Origin of the sequence: Hydrogenophaga sp. Root209, from assembly GCF_001428625.1 — a bacterium.
Classification (GTDB): Bacteria; Pseudomonadota; Gammaproteobacteria; order Burkholderiales; family Burkholderiaceae_C; genus Hydrogenophaga.
This window is the reverse complement of sequence record NZ_LMIE01000031.1, coordinates 543,348-560,272: the sequence shown is the minus strand read 5'-3', so window position 1 is coordinate 560,272 and position 16,925 is coordinate 543,348. Positions and strand designations below refer to the sequence as shown.

Here is a 16,925-nt window from a genome sequence, read left to right as displayed (position 1 = left end):
CGTTACTTCGCCAGCAGCGCATTGATCGGCAGCAGATCCTCGGGCACCAGCTTGCCGCTGGCCTGCTTCAGGCGCAGCCCGCCGAGCAACACGTTGTAGCGGGCCTGGGCCAGATCGCGCTTGGTCTGAAACAGCTGGCTTTGTGCATTGAGCACGTCGATGTTGATGCGCACACCCACTTGGTAGCCCAGGCGGTTGGCGTCCAGGGCGCTCTGGCTGGAGGCTTCTGCGGCTTCAAGGGCCTTCACCTGGCCCTGGCCAGACAGCACGCCGAGGAACGCGCTGCGCGTGGCCAGATCAATACCGCGTCTGGCGGCTTCCAGGTCGGTGCGGGCCTTGTCTTCGAGCGACATGGTTTCCTTCACCCGGTTCTGGATGGCGTAACCGGCGAACAGCGGCATGTTGAACTGCACGCCGATGCTGGCGTTGTTGCTGCGCACCGTGTTCTGCGCCAGGGTCTGGGTGGATGGCGCGCGTGCCACTTGGTACTGCGCCACCAGATCCACCGTGGGCTTGTGGCCGGCCTCGGCCTTGCGCGTCTCCAGCTGCGCAATCTCCAGCCCACGCGTGGCTTGCAGGATGGTGGGGTGCGTCTCGTCGTTGAGCGCCACCCAGGCTTGCGGGTCAGCGGGCAGCAGCGGCGGCAGCACCACCGGCGCCACCAGCGGCTTCGGCGTCACTGCCACCCTGCCTACCAACTGATCCAGCGTCAGTTGCTTGACGCGCAGGTCGTTCTCGGCGGCGATCTCCTGCGCCACCACGAGGTCGAAGCTGGCTTGCGCTTCGCGCGAGTCGGTCACGGTGGTGGTGCCCACCTCGAAGTTGCGCTTCGCTGCGGCGAGCTGTTCGGCCACCGCGGTTTTCTGGGCGCGCACGAAGGCCAGTGTGTCGGTGGCTGCGAGCACGTCGAAGTAGGCCTGCGTGGTGCGAACGATCAGGTCTTGTTCGGCCAGTGTGAGCGTGGCCTTGGCCACGTCCACCGAGAGCAGGGCCTGGTCGTTGATGAGTTTGTTGACCGGGCGGTACAGCGGCTGGCTGGCAGAGAGCGTGGTGCTCTGGCTGTTGCTGCTGGTGTCCGCGCCACCGTTGACCTCGCGTCGGGCCCAACTGGCTGCCGCGCCCAGGCCGACTTCGGGCAACAGGCCGGCTTTGGCCTGGTCTGCGCGGAAGAGGTTGGCTTCGAACTGCGATCGGGCCGACAGATAGGTGGCATCAAAGCCGCGCGCTGCTTCGTAGAGCTCCACCAGGCTCTGGGCCTGAGCCCCCGTGACAGCGCCCAGTGCCAACCAGGTGGCCATGGCCAGACGGCTCACAGCGAAGGATCGACCCGGGGTGGGGGCGGGTGCGTGCAGGTCGGTCATGGAGTTCCTTTGAAACGGATGGCGGGACATGGAGTGGTCGTTCAATAGACCGGGACACCCGGATCGCGTTCCTGCGACCAGGCGTGGATGCCGCCATGGATGTTCACGATCTGCGTGAATCCCTGGTTCATCAGAAAGTTCGCCACCTGCGCGCTGCGCATGCCGTGGTGACACAGGCAGGCAATCGGTTGATCGCGGTCGAGTTCGGAGAGCCGCTCGGGCACGCTGCGCATGGGGATGTGGCGCAGCTCGAAACCATCGGCCTTGACGGAGGCGGTCTGCAGCTCCCAGGGCTCGCGCACATCGAGCACGACCGGCAGGCTGCCCGCCGGTGTTTCGCTGGCCGCCTGCTCAAGCCAGGCGTCGAGCTGTGCGGGCTGAATCGCTTTCATGGACATCCTTGAAGGAACACTTCAGAACCGGAAGCGCGAAGGCTCCGGGAAGTTCAGCAGGCGGGGGGCCACCGTGTCCCAGGGCTGCAGTGTCTGGAACGAGGCGTCGCCGATGCGGGTGACGATGGTGGCGCGCATCACCGGCTCGAAGCCGACGATGGCGGCCAGCCGGCCACCCGGTGCCAGCAAAGCGAGCAGCGCCGGAGGAATCTCGGCCACCGAGCCACTCAGCAGAATGGCGTCGAACGGCCCGTTCACGTTGCAGGCGGCAAAGCCCTGCGCCGCGGCATCGGCCTGCTTGATCTCGACGTTGGCGATACCGGCGTTGCGCAGGTTCTCGCGCGCGGTGCCGGCCAGCACTGGGTCGATCTCGATCGACACCACGCGTTGCGCGAGGCTGGCCAGCAGGGCGGCCATGTAGCCGCTGCCGCTGCCGATCTCCAGCACCTTGTCGGTGGGCTTGAGGTCCAGGTCCTGCAGCAGGCGCGCTTCGACCTTGGGCGCCAGCATGCATTGGCCCTCCACCGCGGGGTGTTTCAGGGGAAGTTCCATGTCGGCGAAGGCCAGCAAACGGTGGGCGGCGGGCACGAAGGCTTCGCGGTGCATGCGCGCGAGCAGGTTGAGCACCTGGGGGTCGAGCACCTCCCAGGGGCGGATCTGCTGTTCGATCATGTTGAAGCGGGCGTGGTCAAAGCCGGTGTGGATGGCGGGGGCAGGTGTGGTGGTCATGGCGGGGCTCCTGGGAGCGTCTGAAGAGACGGGGAAATGCATGAATTTTAAGGAGTGGAGCCCAGCGGCTCGGCCGCATGCGGAGCCATGCCGAGCTTGCGTCGAAACCACTGCGCCAGATCGTCCATGTAGCAGTACACGACGGGCACCACCACCAGGGTCAGCAGCGAGGAGGTGATCACCCCGCCGATGACGGCCTGGCCCATGGGCGCGCGCTGTTCCGAGCCCTCGGTGAGCGCAAACGCCAGCGGCACCATGCCGAAGACCATGGCCAGCGTGGTCATGAGGATGGGGCGCAACCGCACGCGCGCGGCCAGCAGCAGGGCCGACTCGCGGTCCATCGGCGCCTCGCCTGCCAGCCCGTTGCGCGCTCGGATCGCGAAGTCCACCAGCAGGATGGCGTTTTTTGTCACCAGGCCCATCAGCAGCACGATGCCGATGACCGAGAACATGCTCATGGTCGAGCCGAACATGAGCAGGGCCAGCGCCACGCCGATCAGCGTGAGCGGCAGCGCCGTCATGAGTGCCAGCGGCTGCAGGAAGCTCTGGAACTGGCTGGCCAGGATCATGTAGATGAAGATGATGGCCAGGGCGAGTGCCGAGATGGCGTAGCCGAACGACTCCTGCATGTTCTTGGTGGAGCCGCCGAATTCATAGCGGTAGCCGGGTGGAAACGGCGTGCTGTCGAGCACCTGTTTGATCTCGGCCGAGACCTCGCCCGCCGAGCGGCCGAACACGTTGGCGTTGATCGAGACCTCGCGGTTGAGGTTGCGCCGGTTGATCTGGTTGGGGCCGGTGCTGGCCACCACCTCGGCCACCTGGCCCAGGCGCACCACACGCGCGGTGCCGTCGGCTTCGGTGCCGACCATGAAGGGCAGTTGCTCCAGGTCACTCGCGCGCTCGCGCCCGGTGGCGGCCAGTTGCACGTTCACGTCGTAGCTCTCGCCGTTCTGTGCGCGCCAGTTGCCCACCGTGGTGCCGGCCACCAGCGTGCGCAGCGCGCCACCCACCGCGGCCACGTTCATGCCGGCGTCCGACGCCAGCTCGCGCCGCATCTTCACGTCCACCGTGGGCTTGTTGGGCTTCACGCTCGCGTCGAGGTCAACCAGGCCAACGATGGGGCGGATGCGCTCCGTCACGGTTGCGGTCAAGCGCTCCAGTTCGGCCAGATCGTCGCCTTGCAAGGAGAACTCCACCTGCTTGTTGCCGCCCACCGCGTCGAGCAGGCCCACGTGCGTGACCGTGATGCCCGGCACGCTGCGCAGGCGCTCGCGCAGTTGGGCTGACATCGCGTCCGCGCTCAGCGTGCGGTCCTTGCGGTCGACCAGGCGCACATAAACGCTGGCGTACATGGTGCCCTGGGCATTGCCGGTGTTGAGCGTGGACAGCGTGTACTTCACTTCCGGGAACTGGCGCAGGATGGCCTCGACCTCGCGCGTCTTGGCCTCGGTGGCCTGCAACGACGAGCCCACCGGCGTGTGAAAGCTCAGCGAGGTTTCCGAGAAGTCGGCCTTGGGCACGAACTCGGTGCCCAGCAGCGGCAGCACGAACAGGCTGCCGACGAAGGTGGCCAGCGCCACGCCCAGCGTGGCCAGCTTGTGCTTGAGCGACCAGCGCAGGGTGGACTGGTAGGTGTCGGCCAGGTCGTCCTGAAGGCGGTCGAACCACCCGGTGACCCGGCCGACTGTTCGGTCGTACAGAGACCGTTCGCCCTGAGCCTGTCGAAGGGTTGACGGGTCGTGCCACACCGACGACAACATGGGATCGAGCGTGAAACTCACGAACATGGAGATGAGCACGGCCGCCACCATGGTGATGCCGAACTCGTGGAAGAACTTGCCGATGATGCCGCCCATGAAGCCGATGGGCAGGAACACCGCGACGATGGACAGCGTGGTGGCCAGCACCGCCAGGCCGATCTCCTGCGTGCCGTCCATGGCCGCGTTGAACGGCGTCTTGCCCATCTGCACGTGGCGCACGATGTTCTCGCGCACCACGATGGCGTCGTCGATCAACAGACCCACCGACAGCGTGAGCGCCATCAGCGTGATCATGTTGATGGTGAACCCGAAGAGGTTCATGAAGAAGAAGGTGCCGATCAGCGCGATGGGCAGCGTGAGGCCGGTGATGACGGTGGAGCGCCAGGAGTTCAGGAACAAAAACACGATAAGCACCGTGAGCAGCGCGCCTTCGATCAGCGTGCGGCGTACGTTGTCCACCGACACGCGGATGGGCCGCGAACCGTCGGCGATCTGCTCCAGTCGAATGCCCGGTGGCAGCTCGGACCGCAAGGCTTGGACTGCCGCTTTCAGGCCATCGGTCACCGCGATGGTGTTCTCGTCTTGCGACTTCTGCACCTGCAGCAGCAGCGTGCGCTGGCCGTTGTAGAGCGCCAGGCTCTGCACCTCCTCTGTGCCGTCGTTCACCGTGGCCACTTGCGACAGGCGCACGGCCTGGCCAGCGCGGCGGGCGACGATGATGTCGCCAAAATCCTGCGGGTTCTGCAGGCGAGAGAGCATCTGCACCACGCGCTCGGCCTCGCCGGTCTTGAGCGTGCCCACCGGCAGGTCCTGGTTTTCGCTGCGCACGGCGGCGGTCACCTGTTCGGTGGTCACGCCCAGGGCCTCCATGGCCGAGGGATTGAGCTCGATGTTGATGGCGCGTTGTGTACCGCCCACCAAGTTGACCGAGCCCACGCCACGCACGTTCTCCAGCCGCTTCTTGAGGGTCTGTTCGGCCCAGGTGGTCAGCTCCACCGCGCTGGGGGACTTGCCGTTCACGGTTTCCGGAATCACGGCCACCGACCAGATCGAGCGCGCTGCCGGGTCGAAGCGCAGCACGCGTGGCTCTTCCACCTCGTCGCGCAGCAGCGGGCGCAGGATGCCGATCTTCTCGCGCACGTCTTCGGCCGCCTTGCGCCCGTCCACCGTGAGCTGGAATTCGATGATGACGACCGAGGAGCCTTCGTAGCTGCGCGAGGTCAGGGTGTTGACACCGGCGACCGCATTGACCGCCTCTTCGACCTTCTTGGTGACTTCCGATTCCACGATCTCGGGCGAGGCACCGGGGTAGGCGGTGGTGACAACGACCACCGGAAAGTCGATGTTGGGGAACTGGTCCACCTGCAGGCGCTGGAACGAGAAGATGCCCAGCACCACGAAGGCGATCATCACCATGGTGGCGAACACCGGGTTGCGCAGGGAGACCTGGGTGAACCACATGGCGGGCTGCTCAGTTGCCGGCGGTGGCGGGCGCGTTCAGGCGCACGGCGGTGCCTTCGCGGATCAAACCGGCCTGGGCGCGCAGCAGTTGCGTGCCGGCGGGCAAACCCTCCACCGCCCGCATGGGCTCGGTGCCCTGCAGGCCGGTGGCACCGGCTTGCAGCGGCACATGCACCACCGCGCCTTCGCGCACCACCTGAACATAGGGTTGCGGCTTGTCGTTGCGCACGGTGGAGGCGGGCACGGCCAGCGCCGTGACCGAACCGATCACGATGTGGCCCTGCGCAAACAGGCCCTGGCGCATGCCGGGCAGCGCAGGCACGCGCAGGTACACCAGCACGCTGCGGCTGGCCGCCTGCACGCTGGGGTTGATGCGCGCCACGGTGGCCTGCACCGGTTCGCTCAGACCTTCCACGGTCAGGCGCGCTGTCTGGCCCACCTGCACGGCCGCGGCATCGGCCGGCGCAATCGCCGCTTCCATCTCGAAGCCCGAGAGATCCACCACGTCGAGCACGCGCGTGTCGATGCCCACGCGTTCGCCGTTCTGCACCAGCCGGGCCGAAACCTGGCCCGTCAGCGGCGAGCGCAGCGTGGTGTCGGCCAGCGACTTGCGCGCGATGTCCAGCGCGGCCAGCGCGGCCTGGTGGGTGGCTTCTGCGCTGGAGAGGTTGGCGGTGGCGGTCTCCAGCGCGGTGCTGGAGATGAAGCCCTGGCGCACCAGGGCCTGGTTGTTGTCGAAGGTGCGCTTGGCGATCGCCACCTGCGCCTGGGCCGATTCGGCCTGTCGCGCGCTCTGGCGCACGCGCGCCTGGGCCTCGGTGCTGTCGATGCGGGCCACCACTTCGCCGGCTTTCACCGGATCTCCTTCGCGTTTGGTCAGGCCCTGGATCTCACCAGCCGTTCTGGCCTTGATGGAGGCGGTCTGCAGCGCGTCCACCGAACCCGACAAGGGCACGGTCTGGGTGAGTTCGATGGTTTGCACGCTCACCACATCGGTGGGTGAAAGCGTGTAGATCGGGGCTTTCTGCAGTGATTCAGCAGCGCTGCGGGCCGCTTCGCTGGTGGCCTTGCGTTTGCCCAGCGCACGCGTGACGCCCAGCGCAACGCCAAGCACCAGCGCGATGAGCAGCAACCACTTGATCCAGAAAGACAACGAATGGCGTGAGGACATGGTGGTCGGTGCGATTGGTGCGATCTGCTCAGGCGGGACGTTGGGTGGACTGGGGCACCTGCATGCCCGAGAGCAGCAGGTCGACCTGCGCGTCGATGAAGCCGATCGGATCGATCTGCTCGGTCGCCGGGCAGCACGGCGCCATGGAGTGTTTCCACATCAGCAGGAAGATCATCGGCGCGATTAGGCTGTAGACGGCGTATTCCATGGACAGCGGTCGGAAATCGCCGCGGTCGACGCCCCGCTGCAGGATGCGGCGGATCAGGTCGTGCCCGGGTTCGATCACTTCCTTCTGGTAGAAGGCCGCGATCTCGGGAAACATGCCGGCTTCGCTCATCACCAGCTTGGTGATGCCCGAGGCGGGCGTCATGCCGATGCGCTCCCACCACGAGTGCATGCAGTAGCGCACCAGCTCGGCGCTGTCGCCGCTGAAGCGCTCGAACTCTTCGTTCCACTCGGTGAAACGCCCGGCGATGTTCTCGCGCACGACGGCCTTGAACAGCTCTTCCTTGCTCGGGAAATACAGGAAGAGGGTGCCCTTGGACACGCCCGCCATGGCCGCCACTTCTTCCACCCGGGTCGCGGCAAAACCTTTCTCCACAAACAGGGTGAGCGCGGCGTCCAGCAACTCACCCGGACGTGCCTCCTTGCGCCGCGAACGACGTTGCGGAGCGTCGGGTTCGACGGGGTTGCTGGTGTCTGACACGGGGGACGAGGGCATGCGGGTGTCTTTAATGACCGATGGGTTATTAACTATAACCCACCCCCGCCGCGCTGCGCGCGTCCCCCTCAAGGGGGCGCACCCTGGGACCGGCGGAGCCGGATCCTCGGGCGCCCTTGACGCGGCACCTCGCTCCGGCGGCGCCCGATCGCACCTTTTTTCAGTTGAACGCCTGGATGCCGGTGATCGCACGGCCCAGGATGAGCGCGTGCACGTCGTGCGTGCCTTCGTAGGTGTTGACCACCTCCAGGTTCACGAGGTGGCGTGCCACACCAAACTCGTCGCTGATGCCGTTGCCACCCATCATGTCGCGAGCCATGCGGGCAATGTCCAGCGACTTGCCGCAGCTGTTGCGCTTGAGGATGGAGGTGATCTCCACCGCAGCCGTGCCTTCGTCCTTCATGCGGCCCAGGCGCAGACAGCCCTGCAGGCCCAGGCTGATCTCGGTCAGCATGTCGGCCAGCTTCTTCTGGATCAGCTGGTTGGCCGCGAGCGGGCGGCCGAACTGCTGGCGGTCCAGCACGTACTGGCGGGCGCGGAAGTAGCAGTCTTCTGCGGCACCGAGCGCGCCCCAGGCGATGCCGTAGCGCGCCGAGTTCAGGCAGGTGAACGGCCCCTTCAAGCCGCGCACCTCGGGGAAGGCGTTTTCTTCGGGGCAGAACACGCCGTCCATCACGATCTCGCCGGTGATGGAGGCGCGCAGGCCGACCTTGCTGTGGATGGCCGGGGCGGAGAGACCCTTCATGCTCTTCTCGAGGATGAAGCCGCGGATCGAACCTTCGTCGTCCTTGGCCCAGACCACGAACACGTCGGCGATGGGCGAGTTGGTGATCCACATCTTGGCGCCCGACAGGCTGTAGCCGCCGGCGACCTTCTTGGCGCGCGTGACCATGCTGCCCGGATCGGAGCCGTGGTTGGGTTCGGTCAGGCCGAAGCAGCCGATCCACTCGCCCGTGGCGAGCTTGGGCAGGTACTTCTGCTTCTGTTCCTCGGTGCCGAACTCGTTGATGGGCACCATCACCAGCGAGCTCTGCACGCTCATCATCGAGCGGTAACCCGAGTCCACGCGCTCCACTTCGCGCGCCACCAGGCCGTAACACACGTAGTTCAGGCCGCTGCCACCATAGGCTTCGGGGATGGTGGGGCCGAGCAGGCCAAGTGCACCCATCTCGCGAAAGATCGCCGGGTCGGTCTTCTCATGGCGGAAGGCCTCGGTCACGCGGGGCAGCAGCTTTTCCTGGCAGTAGGCGTGGGCGGCGTCGCGCACCTGGCGCTCGTCGTCGGTGAGCTGCTGGTCGAGGTGGAAAGGGTCTTCCCAGCTGAAGCTGGCTTTGGCTTTGGTGGGGGAAAGCATGGTCGGTGTCTCCGTGTGTTGGGGTGGCAATGCGCGCATTGTCCGCCGGCCATGAATACCTGTCTAATATCGAATAGGTATCCGTCGATACAGGGAAACTATTCATGGAGTTCCGCCACCTGCGCTATTTCCTGGTGCTGGCCGAAGAGTTGCATTTTGGTCGCGCGGCGCAGCGTCTGGCCATGACGCAGCCGCCGCTCTCGCTCAACATCCAGCAGCTCGAAGCTTCGGTGGGGGCGCAGCTGTTCACGCGCAACAGCCGTGGCGTGCAGCTCACCGCGGCGGGGCAGGCCTTCGTGCCGGCCGCGCGCTCGCTGCTCGATCAGGCCGGTCTGGCTGCGCGCGAGGCGCGCGAGGTGTCGCAGGGCATGCTGGGCAGCTTGCAGATCGGTTTTGCGGGCACCGTGCTCTACCGCGGGTTGCCGCAGATCCTGAAAGGCTTTGCCGCAGGGCACCCCAAGTTGCGTCTGGTGTTGCGCGAGCTGAGTTCCAGCGACCAGTTGATCGACCTGATGCACGAGCGGCTGGACATCGGCTTCGTGCACACCACGCGCGTGCCGGCCGGCTTCTCGCAGATTCTGGTCTCCCGCCAGCCGTTCGTGGCCTGCCTGCCGGTGGGTCATGCGCTGGCACGGCGCAAGACGTTGTCGTTGGCGCGCCTGCAGGGTGAGCCGTTTGCCGTGGTGTCGCGCGCCGTGTCGCCCGACTACCACGAGCGCATCCTCGGCCTGTGTGCCGATGCGGGGTTCTCGCCGGAGATCCGCTTCGAGTTGCGCCATTGGCTCAGTGTGGTGTCCATCGTGTCGCAGGGCCTGGGGGCGGCGCTGGTGCCGGCGGCGCTGCAGCAGGCCGGCCTGCCCGGCGCGGCGTTCGTGCCGCTGGATGTGGACACGCCACCCTACGAGACCCACTGCCTGTGGAAGACCGACAGAGACCAGGCGGCGCTGGGGGCATTTCTGGGTGCGGTGCGCGCATTTGCCCAACCACTAAAGTGAAGCACTGAAAGAATTCTGTGTCTGGAACGACCAACACAGGAACAAACACACATGGAGAACGCAATGAGCGACAGACAGGTGCTGGTGTTGGGTGGTGGCTGTTTCTGGTGCACCGAGTCGGTGTACGTGGGGGTCAAGGGCGTGACCGATGTGGAGTCGGGCTACAGCAATGGCCACGTGAAGCAGCCGAGCTACGAGGCCGTGTGCACCGGCACGACCGGGCACAACGAGGTGGTGCGGCTGGAGTACGACCCTTCGCAGATCAGCACGCGCGAGATCCTGGAGATCTTCTTCGTGATCCACGACCCGACCACACTGAACCGCCAAGGCAACGACGTGGGGACGCAGTACCGCAGCGGCATCTACTTCACCACGCCGGAGCAGCAGGCAGTGGCGCAGGGTTTGATCGACGAGCTCACGAGGGACGAGGCGTTTGGAAAGCCGATCGTCACCGAGGTGAAGCCGCTGGACAACTACTCCGCTGCCGAGGAATACCACCAGGATTTCTTTGAACGCAATCCCAACCAGGGCTACTGCATGATGGTGGCGGCGCCCAAGGTGGCGAAGTTTCGCAAGACGTTTGCGCGGTTGGCCAAGTAGCATCCTCCAGGCATTTCTTGCCTGCACCTCGCGGGCTCACAGACGCACGGCGCTCTGCTCCGCGAATGTCCTCCGGACCGGCTGCGCCGGTCCTCCCCCTTGATTTCGCTGCGCAGAACGCCATGCGTCCGCGAGCCTGAAGGGATCCTGTCGCGCAGCCGTCCGCGCGCAAATGAGGTCATCGGTGATCGGGTGGAACGGCGCAGCGAAATCAAGGAGGAGGTGGCCGCAGGCCGCCGGGGGACATTCGCGGAGCCGTTTCGCCCGGTCGCCGATGACCGCTTCAGCCGGAGAAGAAGAGACCGTCAGCGCCCCGGTCGCCACCGAGGCCAAAGAACGATCACCGCCAGACCCAGAAGCACCAGCGCCGCAGCACCGAGCTTCCAGTCGGGAAGTGATTCACCCAGGGACAGAGCAGAGGCCCCCATGCCGAACACCGGGATCAGCAAGGCGAGAGGCGTCACCGTGGCCGCCGGGTGGCGCGCGAGCAGCCAGTTCCACACGCCGTAGCCAAACAAGGTGTTGCCCACCGCCTGCCACAGCACGCTGGCCCAAACCAGACCTCCCGCCTGTTCAACCGCCGAGCGCATGAGCGCAGGCCCTTCAATGAACCACGACAAGGCGAACAGCGGCGGCACCGCGAACAGACTGCTCCAGACCATGAAGTGCAGCATGTTCACCGGCCCGAGCGACTTCACCACCAGGTTGGCCAGTGACCAGAAGAACGCCGCGCTCAGCACCATGCCGATGCCCGCCATCGTCACGGTGGCGTCGAGATTGGCCGCGATCACCCCCAGGCCGCAGAGCGCGAGCAGCAGTCCGACGATCTGGAAACCCCGCACGCGCTCGCCCATGAGCCACAGCGACAGACCGATGGTGAAGAACACCTGCAACTGCACCACCAGCGAAGCCAGACCGGGCGAGATGCTGCTGCGCATGGCCAGGAACAGCAGGCCGAACTGTCCCACGCCCAGCAACACGCCGAAGGCCGCGAGCTTGCGCCAGGGCGCCGTGGGGCGGGGAATGAACAGCAGCCAGGGCAAGGCCGAGAAGGCGAAACGCAGCGTGGCGAACAGGAACGGCGGCAGTCCGTCGAGCCCCCAGCGGATCACCACGAAATTGGTGCCCCAGACGAAGACCACCGAGAGGGCGAGCAGGAGATGGGTGGTAGGCAAGGTGGTCCTGAGGCGAGGGTTGGGCGCCAAGTGTAGCCACGCCCACCCCGAGCACCCTGCCCACCATGGGTTGCCGGGTCCGGCCGGCGACAGTGTTGACCCGTCACTCGCCGCGCACGGCCGTGGTCAGCGCGCGGGTGTTGAACCGCATCATGTCGATGTAGGTGGGCGCCGTGCCGTCCGCAGCCGACAGCGAGTCGGAGAACAGTTCTCCCGAAGGTTTCACCCCGGTCTCGCGTCCGATCTGCGCGATCAACCGCGGATCGGAAATGCTCTCGACGAACAAGGCCTTGATCTGCTCCTGCTTGATCTGACGCACCAGCCGTGCCACTCCCTTGGCCGACGCCGCGCTTTCCGTGCTCACACCCTGCGGTGCGAGGAACCTCACGCCGAAGTCCCGCGCGTAGTAGCCAAAGGCATCGTGCGAGGTGATCACCTTGCGCTGCGCGGCCGGGATCGGTGCCCAGGCCGCGCGGATTTCGGTGTCCAGCGCGTCGAGTTGGGCCACATAGGCAATGGCGTTGCGGTCGTAGACGTTGCAGCCCGCCGCATCGGCACGGCACAGGCCCTGAGCAATGTTCTTCGCGAACAGCCTGGCGTTGCCCACGCTCTGCCAGGCGTGCGGGTCGGTCTCGCCGTGGTCGTGGGCGTGCCCGGCTTCTCTGAGCGGCAGGATGCCCTGACTGACCACCACTTGCTGACCCTTGTAGCCGGCGGACTTGAGCAGGCGGCTCATCCAGCCCTCGAAACCCAGGCCGATGGAGAACACCACTTTCGCCTGGCCCACCAGGCGTGCCTGCGCGGGCGTGGGCTGGTACACATGGGCGTCGCTGCCGGGGCCGACCAGCACGTTGACCTGGACGCGTTCGCCACCGACCTGGCGAACCAGATCGCCCAGGATGCTGAAGCTCGCCACGACAGGGATGGGTGCCTGCGCCTGCGCCTGTGCCGGTGTCGACAGGGTTGCGATGGTCAGCGCCACCACGGCGAGGAGGCTGCGGCATTGAACGAATGTGGGTGTGGGCAAGGTCATGAGGATCTTTCGGTTCAGGCTTTGAGGTGGAGGGAAGCGGGCCGCTGGTGGCGCAACAGGCCGTGCGGCCCGAACACCAGCGAGAACAGGTAGCCTGTGCCCAGGCTGAGCACGATCACCGGCCCGGTGGGCCAGTCGGCGTGGTACGAGAGCAGCAGGCCGGCCGCGCAGGCCAGCAGGGCGAGCAGCACGGCCAAGCCCAGCAGCGGGCCGAGGCGGCGCACCCAGAAGCGCGCCGTGGCCGCGGGCAAAACCATCATCCCGACCGCCATCAGCGTGCCCAGGGCGTGAAAGCCGGCCACCAGGTTGATCACCAGCAGCGCCAGAAAACCGTAGTGCGCCGCGGCACTCCAGCGGCTGTTGCCGCGCAGGAAGCCGGGGTCCAGACAGTCCAGCACCAGGGGGCGGTAGAGCACCCGCAGCGACACCAGGGTGACCACAGCGATGCCGCCCAGCAGGGTGAGCGCCGCGTTGTCCAGCGCGAGCACGGTGCCAAACAGCACATGCAGCAGATCGACGCTGTTGCCACGAATGGAGACGATGAGCACGCCCAGCGCCAGCGACAGCAGGTAGAAGGCGGCCAGGCTGGTGTCTTCGCGCAGCACGGTGTTTCGTGCGACCAGGCCCGAGCCCACGGCCACCGCCAGGCCCGCCACGATGCCGCCCACCGTCATGGCGCCCAGCGACAGGCCCGCCACCAGGTAGCCGATGGCCGCACCCGGCAGGATGGCGTGCGCCATGGCATCGCCGGTGAGGCTCATGCGCCGCAGCATCAGGAACACGCCCACCGGCGCTGCGCTCACCGCCAGGGCCGCGCAGCCGAGCAGGGCGCTGCGCATGAAGCCGAACTCCATGAAAGGCCCGAGCCACAGATGGGCCCAGAGCAGGTGCGTCGTCACAGCGCCGTCCAGCGAGTTCATGCCGATGCTTCCTGGAGGTGTGCGTGACCGGTTGCCGGTGCGCACAGGGGCGCGTTCTCGTCAAACGGCTCCTGCATGCGCAGCGCACGCTGCCAGTGCGATTCGGTCAGCACCTCGGCTGTGGCGCCCCAGGCCACGGGTTCGCGCGCCAGCAGCAAGGTGAGCGGAAAGTGCGCGCGCACCTGCGCCAGGTCGTGCAGCACCGCCACCACCGTCTTGCCGTGCGCGTGCCAGCGGTGCAGCAGGTGCAGCAGGTCGTCGGTGGTGCGCTGGTCGACCGCGGCGAAGGGCTCGTCGAGCAGCACCACGGGTGCGTCCTGCAGGATCAGGCGGGCGAACAGAGCCCTCTGCATCTGGCCGCCCGAGAGCGTGTCGATGCCGCGCTGCTCGAAGCCCAGAAGTCCCACGGCATCCAGGGCCTCGTGGCAGGCCGCGCGGTGAGCCCGGGTGAAGCGCCCCAGCGCGCCCACCTTGCGCCACAACCCGAGCATCACGAGTTCCTGCACCGAAACGGGAAAGCTGCGGTCGATGCCGCTGTGCTGCGGCAGCCAGGCCACGTGCTGGTGTTCAAGGCCCTCGACCCGGCCCTCGATCGGCCGCAGCTGGCCTGCCAGCGCCTTGATCAGGGTGGACTTGCCCGCCCCGTTGGGTCCGATCACGGCCACCAGTGACCCGGGATCGATGGTGATGGCGAGGTGGTGCACGGCCGGGTGCTGTTCGTAGCCCAGCGTGACGTTGCGCAGTGCAATGGCCGGCGGGCTGCCCAAGGCGTGTGGATTGGCTTGCACAGGGGTCCTTGTGGCGACGATAATGCAACTGACTTGCGATAGCAGGCATCATAACGCAACAAAGTTGCGATAATGCGGAGATGCGTTCATTGACTACCAGCAAACCCAAAGAACTCCTGGGCGTTCCACCCGAGATCCAGTCGAGGCTGGAGAAGGCCGGGCTGCGGCGCACGCTCGCCACCCGCGCCGTGCTCGGCCTGTTCCTGGCCCGTCCTGCCGGTGGTCTGACCCATGCGCAGGCACTGGCTTCGCTCACCGCGCGCGGCCTGAACATCAACCGCGTCACGCTCTACCGCCTGCTCGATCGGCTGGCCGGCTGCGGGGTGCTGCAGCGCCAGGCCGACGACGCGCGCACCTGGCGTTTCAGTCTGGCCCTGCCGGAGCCCGATGCGGTGGAAGAGGGCGCCCTGCCGCGCTTTGAATGCGATGCCTGCCACCGGCAGTTCCGGCTCACGGATGCGAGTGAACCCACCCGGGCCGTGACGCACGATCTCTTTGCGGCGCTGGCACGGCTGGGCCACCACGGCGAGCGGGTGGACGTTTCGATCCATGGCACCTGTGCGGGCTGCGCGGAGCCGGTTGCGTGATTGACTGCAGCGGTCTGCAATACACCTACCCGCGCAGCGAGCCGCTGCGGTTTGGTGACGTGACGGTGGAGCAGGGTGGCAAGCTGCTCTTGCGCGGGCCCTCGGGCGGCGGCAAGTCGACCTGGCTGGCGCTGGCCAGTGGGCTCCTCACGCCCAGCGCGGGCGAGGTTCTGGTGAGCGGGCAGTCGGTGGGTGCATTGCCTGCCGCCGCGCGCGACCGCTGGCGTGCGCGACACATCGGTTTTCTGCCGCAGAAGCTGCACCTGAGCGAAGCCTTGTCGGTGGCAGACAACCTGGGGCTGGTGTTCTTTGCCGCTGGTCTTGCGCTGGACAAGGCCGCTGTCGCAAAGACTTTGCACGCTTTGGACATCGCGGCCCTGGCTGCGCGCAAACCTTCGCAGCTCTCCGGCGGCCAGGCCCAGCGCGTGGCGCTGGCCCGCGCGCTGCTGCTGCGCCCGAGCGTGATCCTGGCCGACGAGCCCACCGCCAGTCTGGACGACGAGGCCTGCGCGGCTTCGCTGAACCTGTTGAGCACTTGCGCGAGCGGACTGAACGCCACGCTGGTGATCGCCACGCACGATGCTCGGGTGTTGCAGGCACTGCCGCTGGCGCGCCAGCTCGGATTCAATACCGCTGCGCAGGTCGCCGCATGAACGTGTTCGGCCTGTCCTGGCGTTATCTGTGGTCGCGCCCGCTCGCCACCGCGCTCAACCTGCTCTTGCTCGCGCTCGGCCTGGCGTCCATGGCCTTCGTGCTGATCGCGCGCGACCAGATCGACCGCGCCTTCGAGCGTGACCTGGCCGGTATCGACGTGGTGGTGGGTGCCAAGGGCAGCCCCATGCAGTTGATCCTCGCAGGCGTGTTTCACATCGACGTGCCACCGGGCAACATCCCGCTGGCCGAGGTGCAGCGGCTTGCGCAGCACCCACAGGTGGCCAGGCTCATCCCGCTGAGCCTGGGTGACAACCTGCAGGGTTTCCGCATCGTGGGCACCACGCCCGATTACGCAGCCCACTATGGCGTGCAGGTGGCTCAAGGGACCTTGTGGTCCAGGCCCATGCAGGCGGTGCTGGGTGCCCAGGTGGCCGGCAGCACCGGTTTGCAAACGGGTCAAGCATTCGAGGGCGCCCACGGTCTGGGTGCGGGCGGCGCCATGCACGGCGAAACGCCCTACACCGTGAGTGGCGTGTTGGCGCCGTGCGGTTGCGTGATCGACCGGCTGGTGCTCACCGCGACCGAATCGGTCTGGCAGGTGCACGACGACATGCACGCAGGCGACAGCATGGACGAGGCCGAGCGCCTCGAACTCGCCCAGGCGCTGGCCGATGAGCGTGAGGTCACGCTGGCGCTGATCACCTACAACACGCCCATGGCCGCGGTGAGTTTTCCGCGCTTCATCAACAGCACCACATCCATGCAGGCCGCCGCGCCGGCGGTGGAAATCACGCGGCTGCTCGGCATGGTGGGTGTGGGCACGAAGGTGCTTCAGGGGCTCGCCGTCGTGCTCCTGGGCGTGGCCGCCCTCTCGGTCTTCATTGCCTTGTGGGGCGCGGTGCGCGAGCGCCGGGGCGACCTCGCCATGCTGCGCATGCTGGGCGCGCCAGCGGCCCGCGTGGCCGTGCTGTTGCTGTGCGAAGCCCTGTGGCTGGCTGCACTGGCCTGCGTGCTCGGCCTGCTGGTGGCGCATGGCCTGGCGGGGCTGCTGGGCTCCATGGTGATGGACAGCCAGTCGCTGGCCATCCATGGCTGGCAATGGGTTCCGGCCGAAGGCTGGGTGCCCGCGCTGGCCCTGGGGGTGGCGGTGGTGGCGGCGCTGGTGCCGGTCGTCAGTGCCTACCGTGTCGACGTTTCCCAACTTCTCAACTCAAGGTGATCCCG

General features: G+C 66.8%; 16 protein-coding genes. 5 read left to right on the top strand and 11 right to left on the bottom strand.

Annotated features, from left to right (window positions below):
* Positions 1-2 precede the first annotated feature (2 nt).
* The 7 genes from ASE11_RS21165 to ASE11_RS21135 form a co-directional block, all read right to left on the bottom strand.
* Positions 3-1,361 carry a TolC family outer membrane protein gene (locus tag ASE11_RS21165; RefSeq protein WP_056276267.1) on the bottom strand — a complete coding sequence of 453 codons (1,359 nt, stop codon included), beginning with the start codon at positions 1,359-1,361 and terminating at the stop codon, positions 3-5.
* A gap of 41 nt (positions 1,362-1,402) precedes the next feature.
* Positions 1,403-1,753, bottom strand: coding sequence for a rhodanese-like domain-containing protein (locus ASE11_RS21160; RefSeq protein ID WP_056276264.1), 351 nt, complete (start codon positions 1,751-1,753; stop codon positions 1,403-1,405).
* Between the two features lie 21 nt (positions 1,754-1,774).
* Positions 1,775-2,482, bottom strand: a complete 708-nt coding sequence (locus ASE11_RS21155) for a protein-L-isoaspartate O-methyltransferase family protein (protein ID WP_056276261.1) — start codon at positions 2,480-2,482, stop codon at positions 1,775-1,777.
* A 47-nt stretch (positions 2,483-2,529) separates the two neighbouring features.
* Positions 2,530-5,703, bottom strand: a complete 3,174-nt coding sequence (locus ASE11_RS21150; protein ID WP_056276258.1) for an efflux RND transporter permease subunit — start codon at positions 5,701-5,703, stop codon at positions 2,530-2,532.
* A gap of 10 nt (positions 5,704-5,713) precedes the next feature.
* Positions 5,714-6,874 carry an efflux RND transporter periplasmic adaptor subunit gene (locus tag ASE11_RS21145; protein ID WP_056276256.1) on the bottom strand — a complete coding sequence of 387 codons (1,161 nt, stop codon included), beginning with the start codon at positions 6,872-6,874 and terminating at the stop codon, positions 5,714-5,716.
* A 28-nt stretch (positions 6,875-6,902) separates the two neighbouring features.
* A complete protein-coding gene (locus tag ASE11_RS21140) occupies positions 6,903-7,595 on the bottom strand; it encodes a TetR/AcrR family transcriptional regulator (RefSeq protein ID WP_056276253.1) in 693 nt (230 codons plus the stop codon).
* A 160-nt stretch (positions 7,596-7,755) separates the two neighbouring features.
* Positions 7,756-8,949 (bottom strand): acyl-CoA dehydrogenase, encoded by a 1,194-nt coding sequence (locus tag ASE11_RS21135; protein WP_056276250.1) that lies wholly within the window; start codon positions 8,947-8,949, stop codon positions 7,756-7,758.
* Between the two features lie 104 nt (positions 8,950-9,053).
* Here ASE11_RS21135 and ASE11_RS21130 point away from each other — a divergent pair, with 104 nt between their 5' ends.
* Both ASE11_RS21130 and msrA read left to right on the top strand, forming a co-directional pair.
* The gene (locus ASE11_RS21130) at positions 9,054-9,944 is read left to right on the top strand and encodes a LysR family transcriptional regulator (protein ID WP_056276247.1); all 891 of its coding nucleotides are present in this window, start codon (positions 9,054-9,056) and stop codon (positions 9,942-9,944) included.
* Between the two features lie 63 nt (positions 9,945-10,007).
* A complete protein-coding gene (msrA, locus tag ASE11_RS21125; RefSeq protein WP_056276244.1) occupies positions 10,008-10,544 on the top strand; it encodes a peptide-methionine (S)-S-oxide reductase MsrA in 537 nt (178 codons plus the stop codon).
* A gap of 305 nt (positions 10,545-10,849) precedes the next feature.
* On the opposite strand, the gene ASE11_RS21120 is transcribed toward msrA, so the two are convergent.
* From ASE11_RS21120 to aztA, 4 genes are all read right to left on the bottom strand, one after another.
* Positions 10,850-11,719 carry an EamA family transporter gene (locus ASE11_RS21120; RefSeq protein ID WP_200959395.1) on the bottom strand — a complete coding sequence of 290 codons (870 nt, stop codon included), beginning with the start codon at positions 11,717-11,719 and terminating at the stop codon, positions 10,850-10,852.
* Positions 11,720-11,822: 103 nt separating this feature from the next.
* Positions 11,823-12,752 carry a metal ABC transporter substrate-binding protein gene (locus ASE11_RS21115; protein WP_056276237.1) on the bottom strand — a complete coding sequence of 310 codons (930 nt, stop codon included), beginning with the start codon at positions 12,750-12,752 and terminating at the stop codon, positions 11,823-11,825.
* Between the two features lie 14 nt (positions 12,753-12,766).
* Positions 12,767-13,672 carry a metal ABC transporter permease gene (locus ASE11_RS21110; RefSeq protein WP_056276234.1) on the bottom strand — a complete coding sequence of 302 codons (906 nt, stop codon included), beginning with the start codon at positions 13,670-13,672 and terminating at the stop codon, positions 12,767-12,769.
* Positions 13,669-14,460 (bottom strand): zinc ABC transporter ATP-binding protein AztA, encoded by a 792-nt coding sequence (aztA, locus tag ASE11_RS21105; protein ID WP_056276231.1) that lies wholly within the window; start codon positions 14,458-14,460, stop codon positions 13,669-13,671. Before aztA ends, ASE11_RS21110 begins: the two co-directional genes overlap by 4 nt.
* 80 nt (positions 14,461-14,540) lie before the next feature.
* On the opposite strand from aztA, the gene ASE11_RS21100 reads away from it, so the two are divergent.
* The 3 genes from ASE11_RS21100 to ASE11_RS21090 are packed head-to-tail and all read left to right on the top strand — an operon-like array spanning position 14,541 to position 16,920.
* A complete protein-coding gene (locus tag ASE11_RS21100; RefSeq protein WP_082585910.1) occupies positions 14,541-15,047 on the top strand; it encodes a Fur family transcriptional regulator in 507 nt (168 codons plus the stop codon).
* The gene (locus ASE11_RS21095) at positions 15,044-15,700 is read left to right on the top strand and encodes an ABC transporter ATP-binding protein (protein ID WP_056276228.1); all 657 of its coding nucleotides are present in this window, start codon (positions 15,044-15,046) and stop codon (positions 15,698-15,700) included. Before ASE11_RS21100 ends, ASE11_RS21095 begins: the two co-directional genes overlap by 4 nt.
* On the top strand, positions 15,697-16,920 hold the full coding sequence (locus tag ASE11_RS21090) for an ABC transporter permease (protein ID WP_056276225.1): 1,224 nt from the start codon (positions 15,697-15,699) through the stop codon (positions 16,918-16,920). The genes ASE11_RS21095 and ASE11_RS21090 overlap by 4 nt, the downstream gene beginning before the upstream one ends.
* Positions 16,921-16,925: the final 5 nt, after the last annotated feature.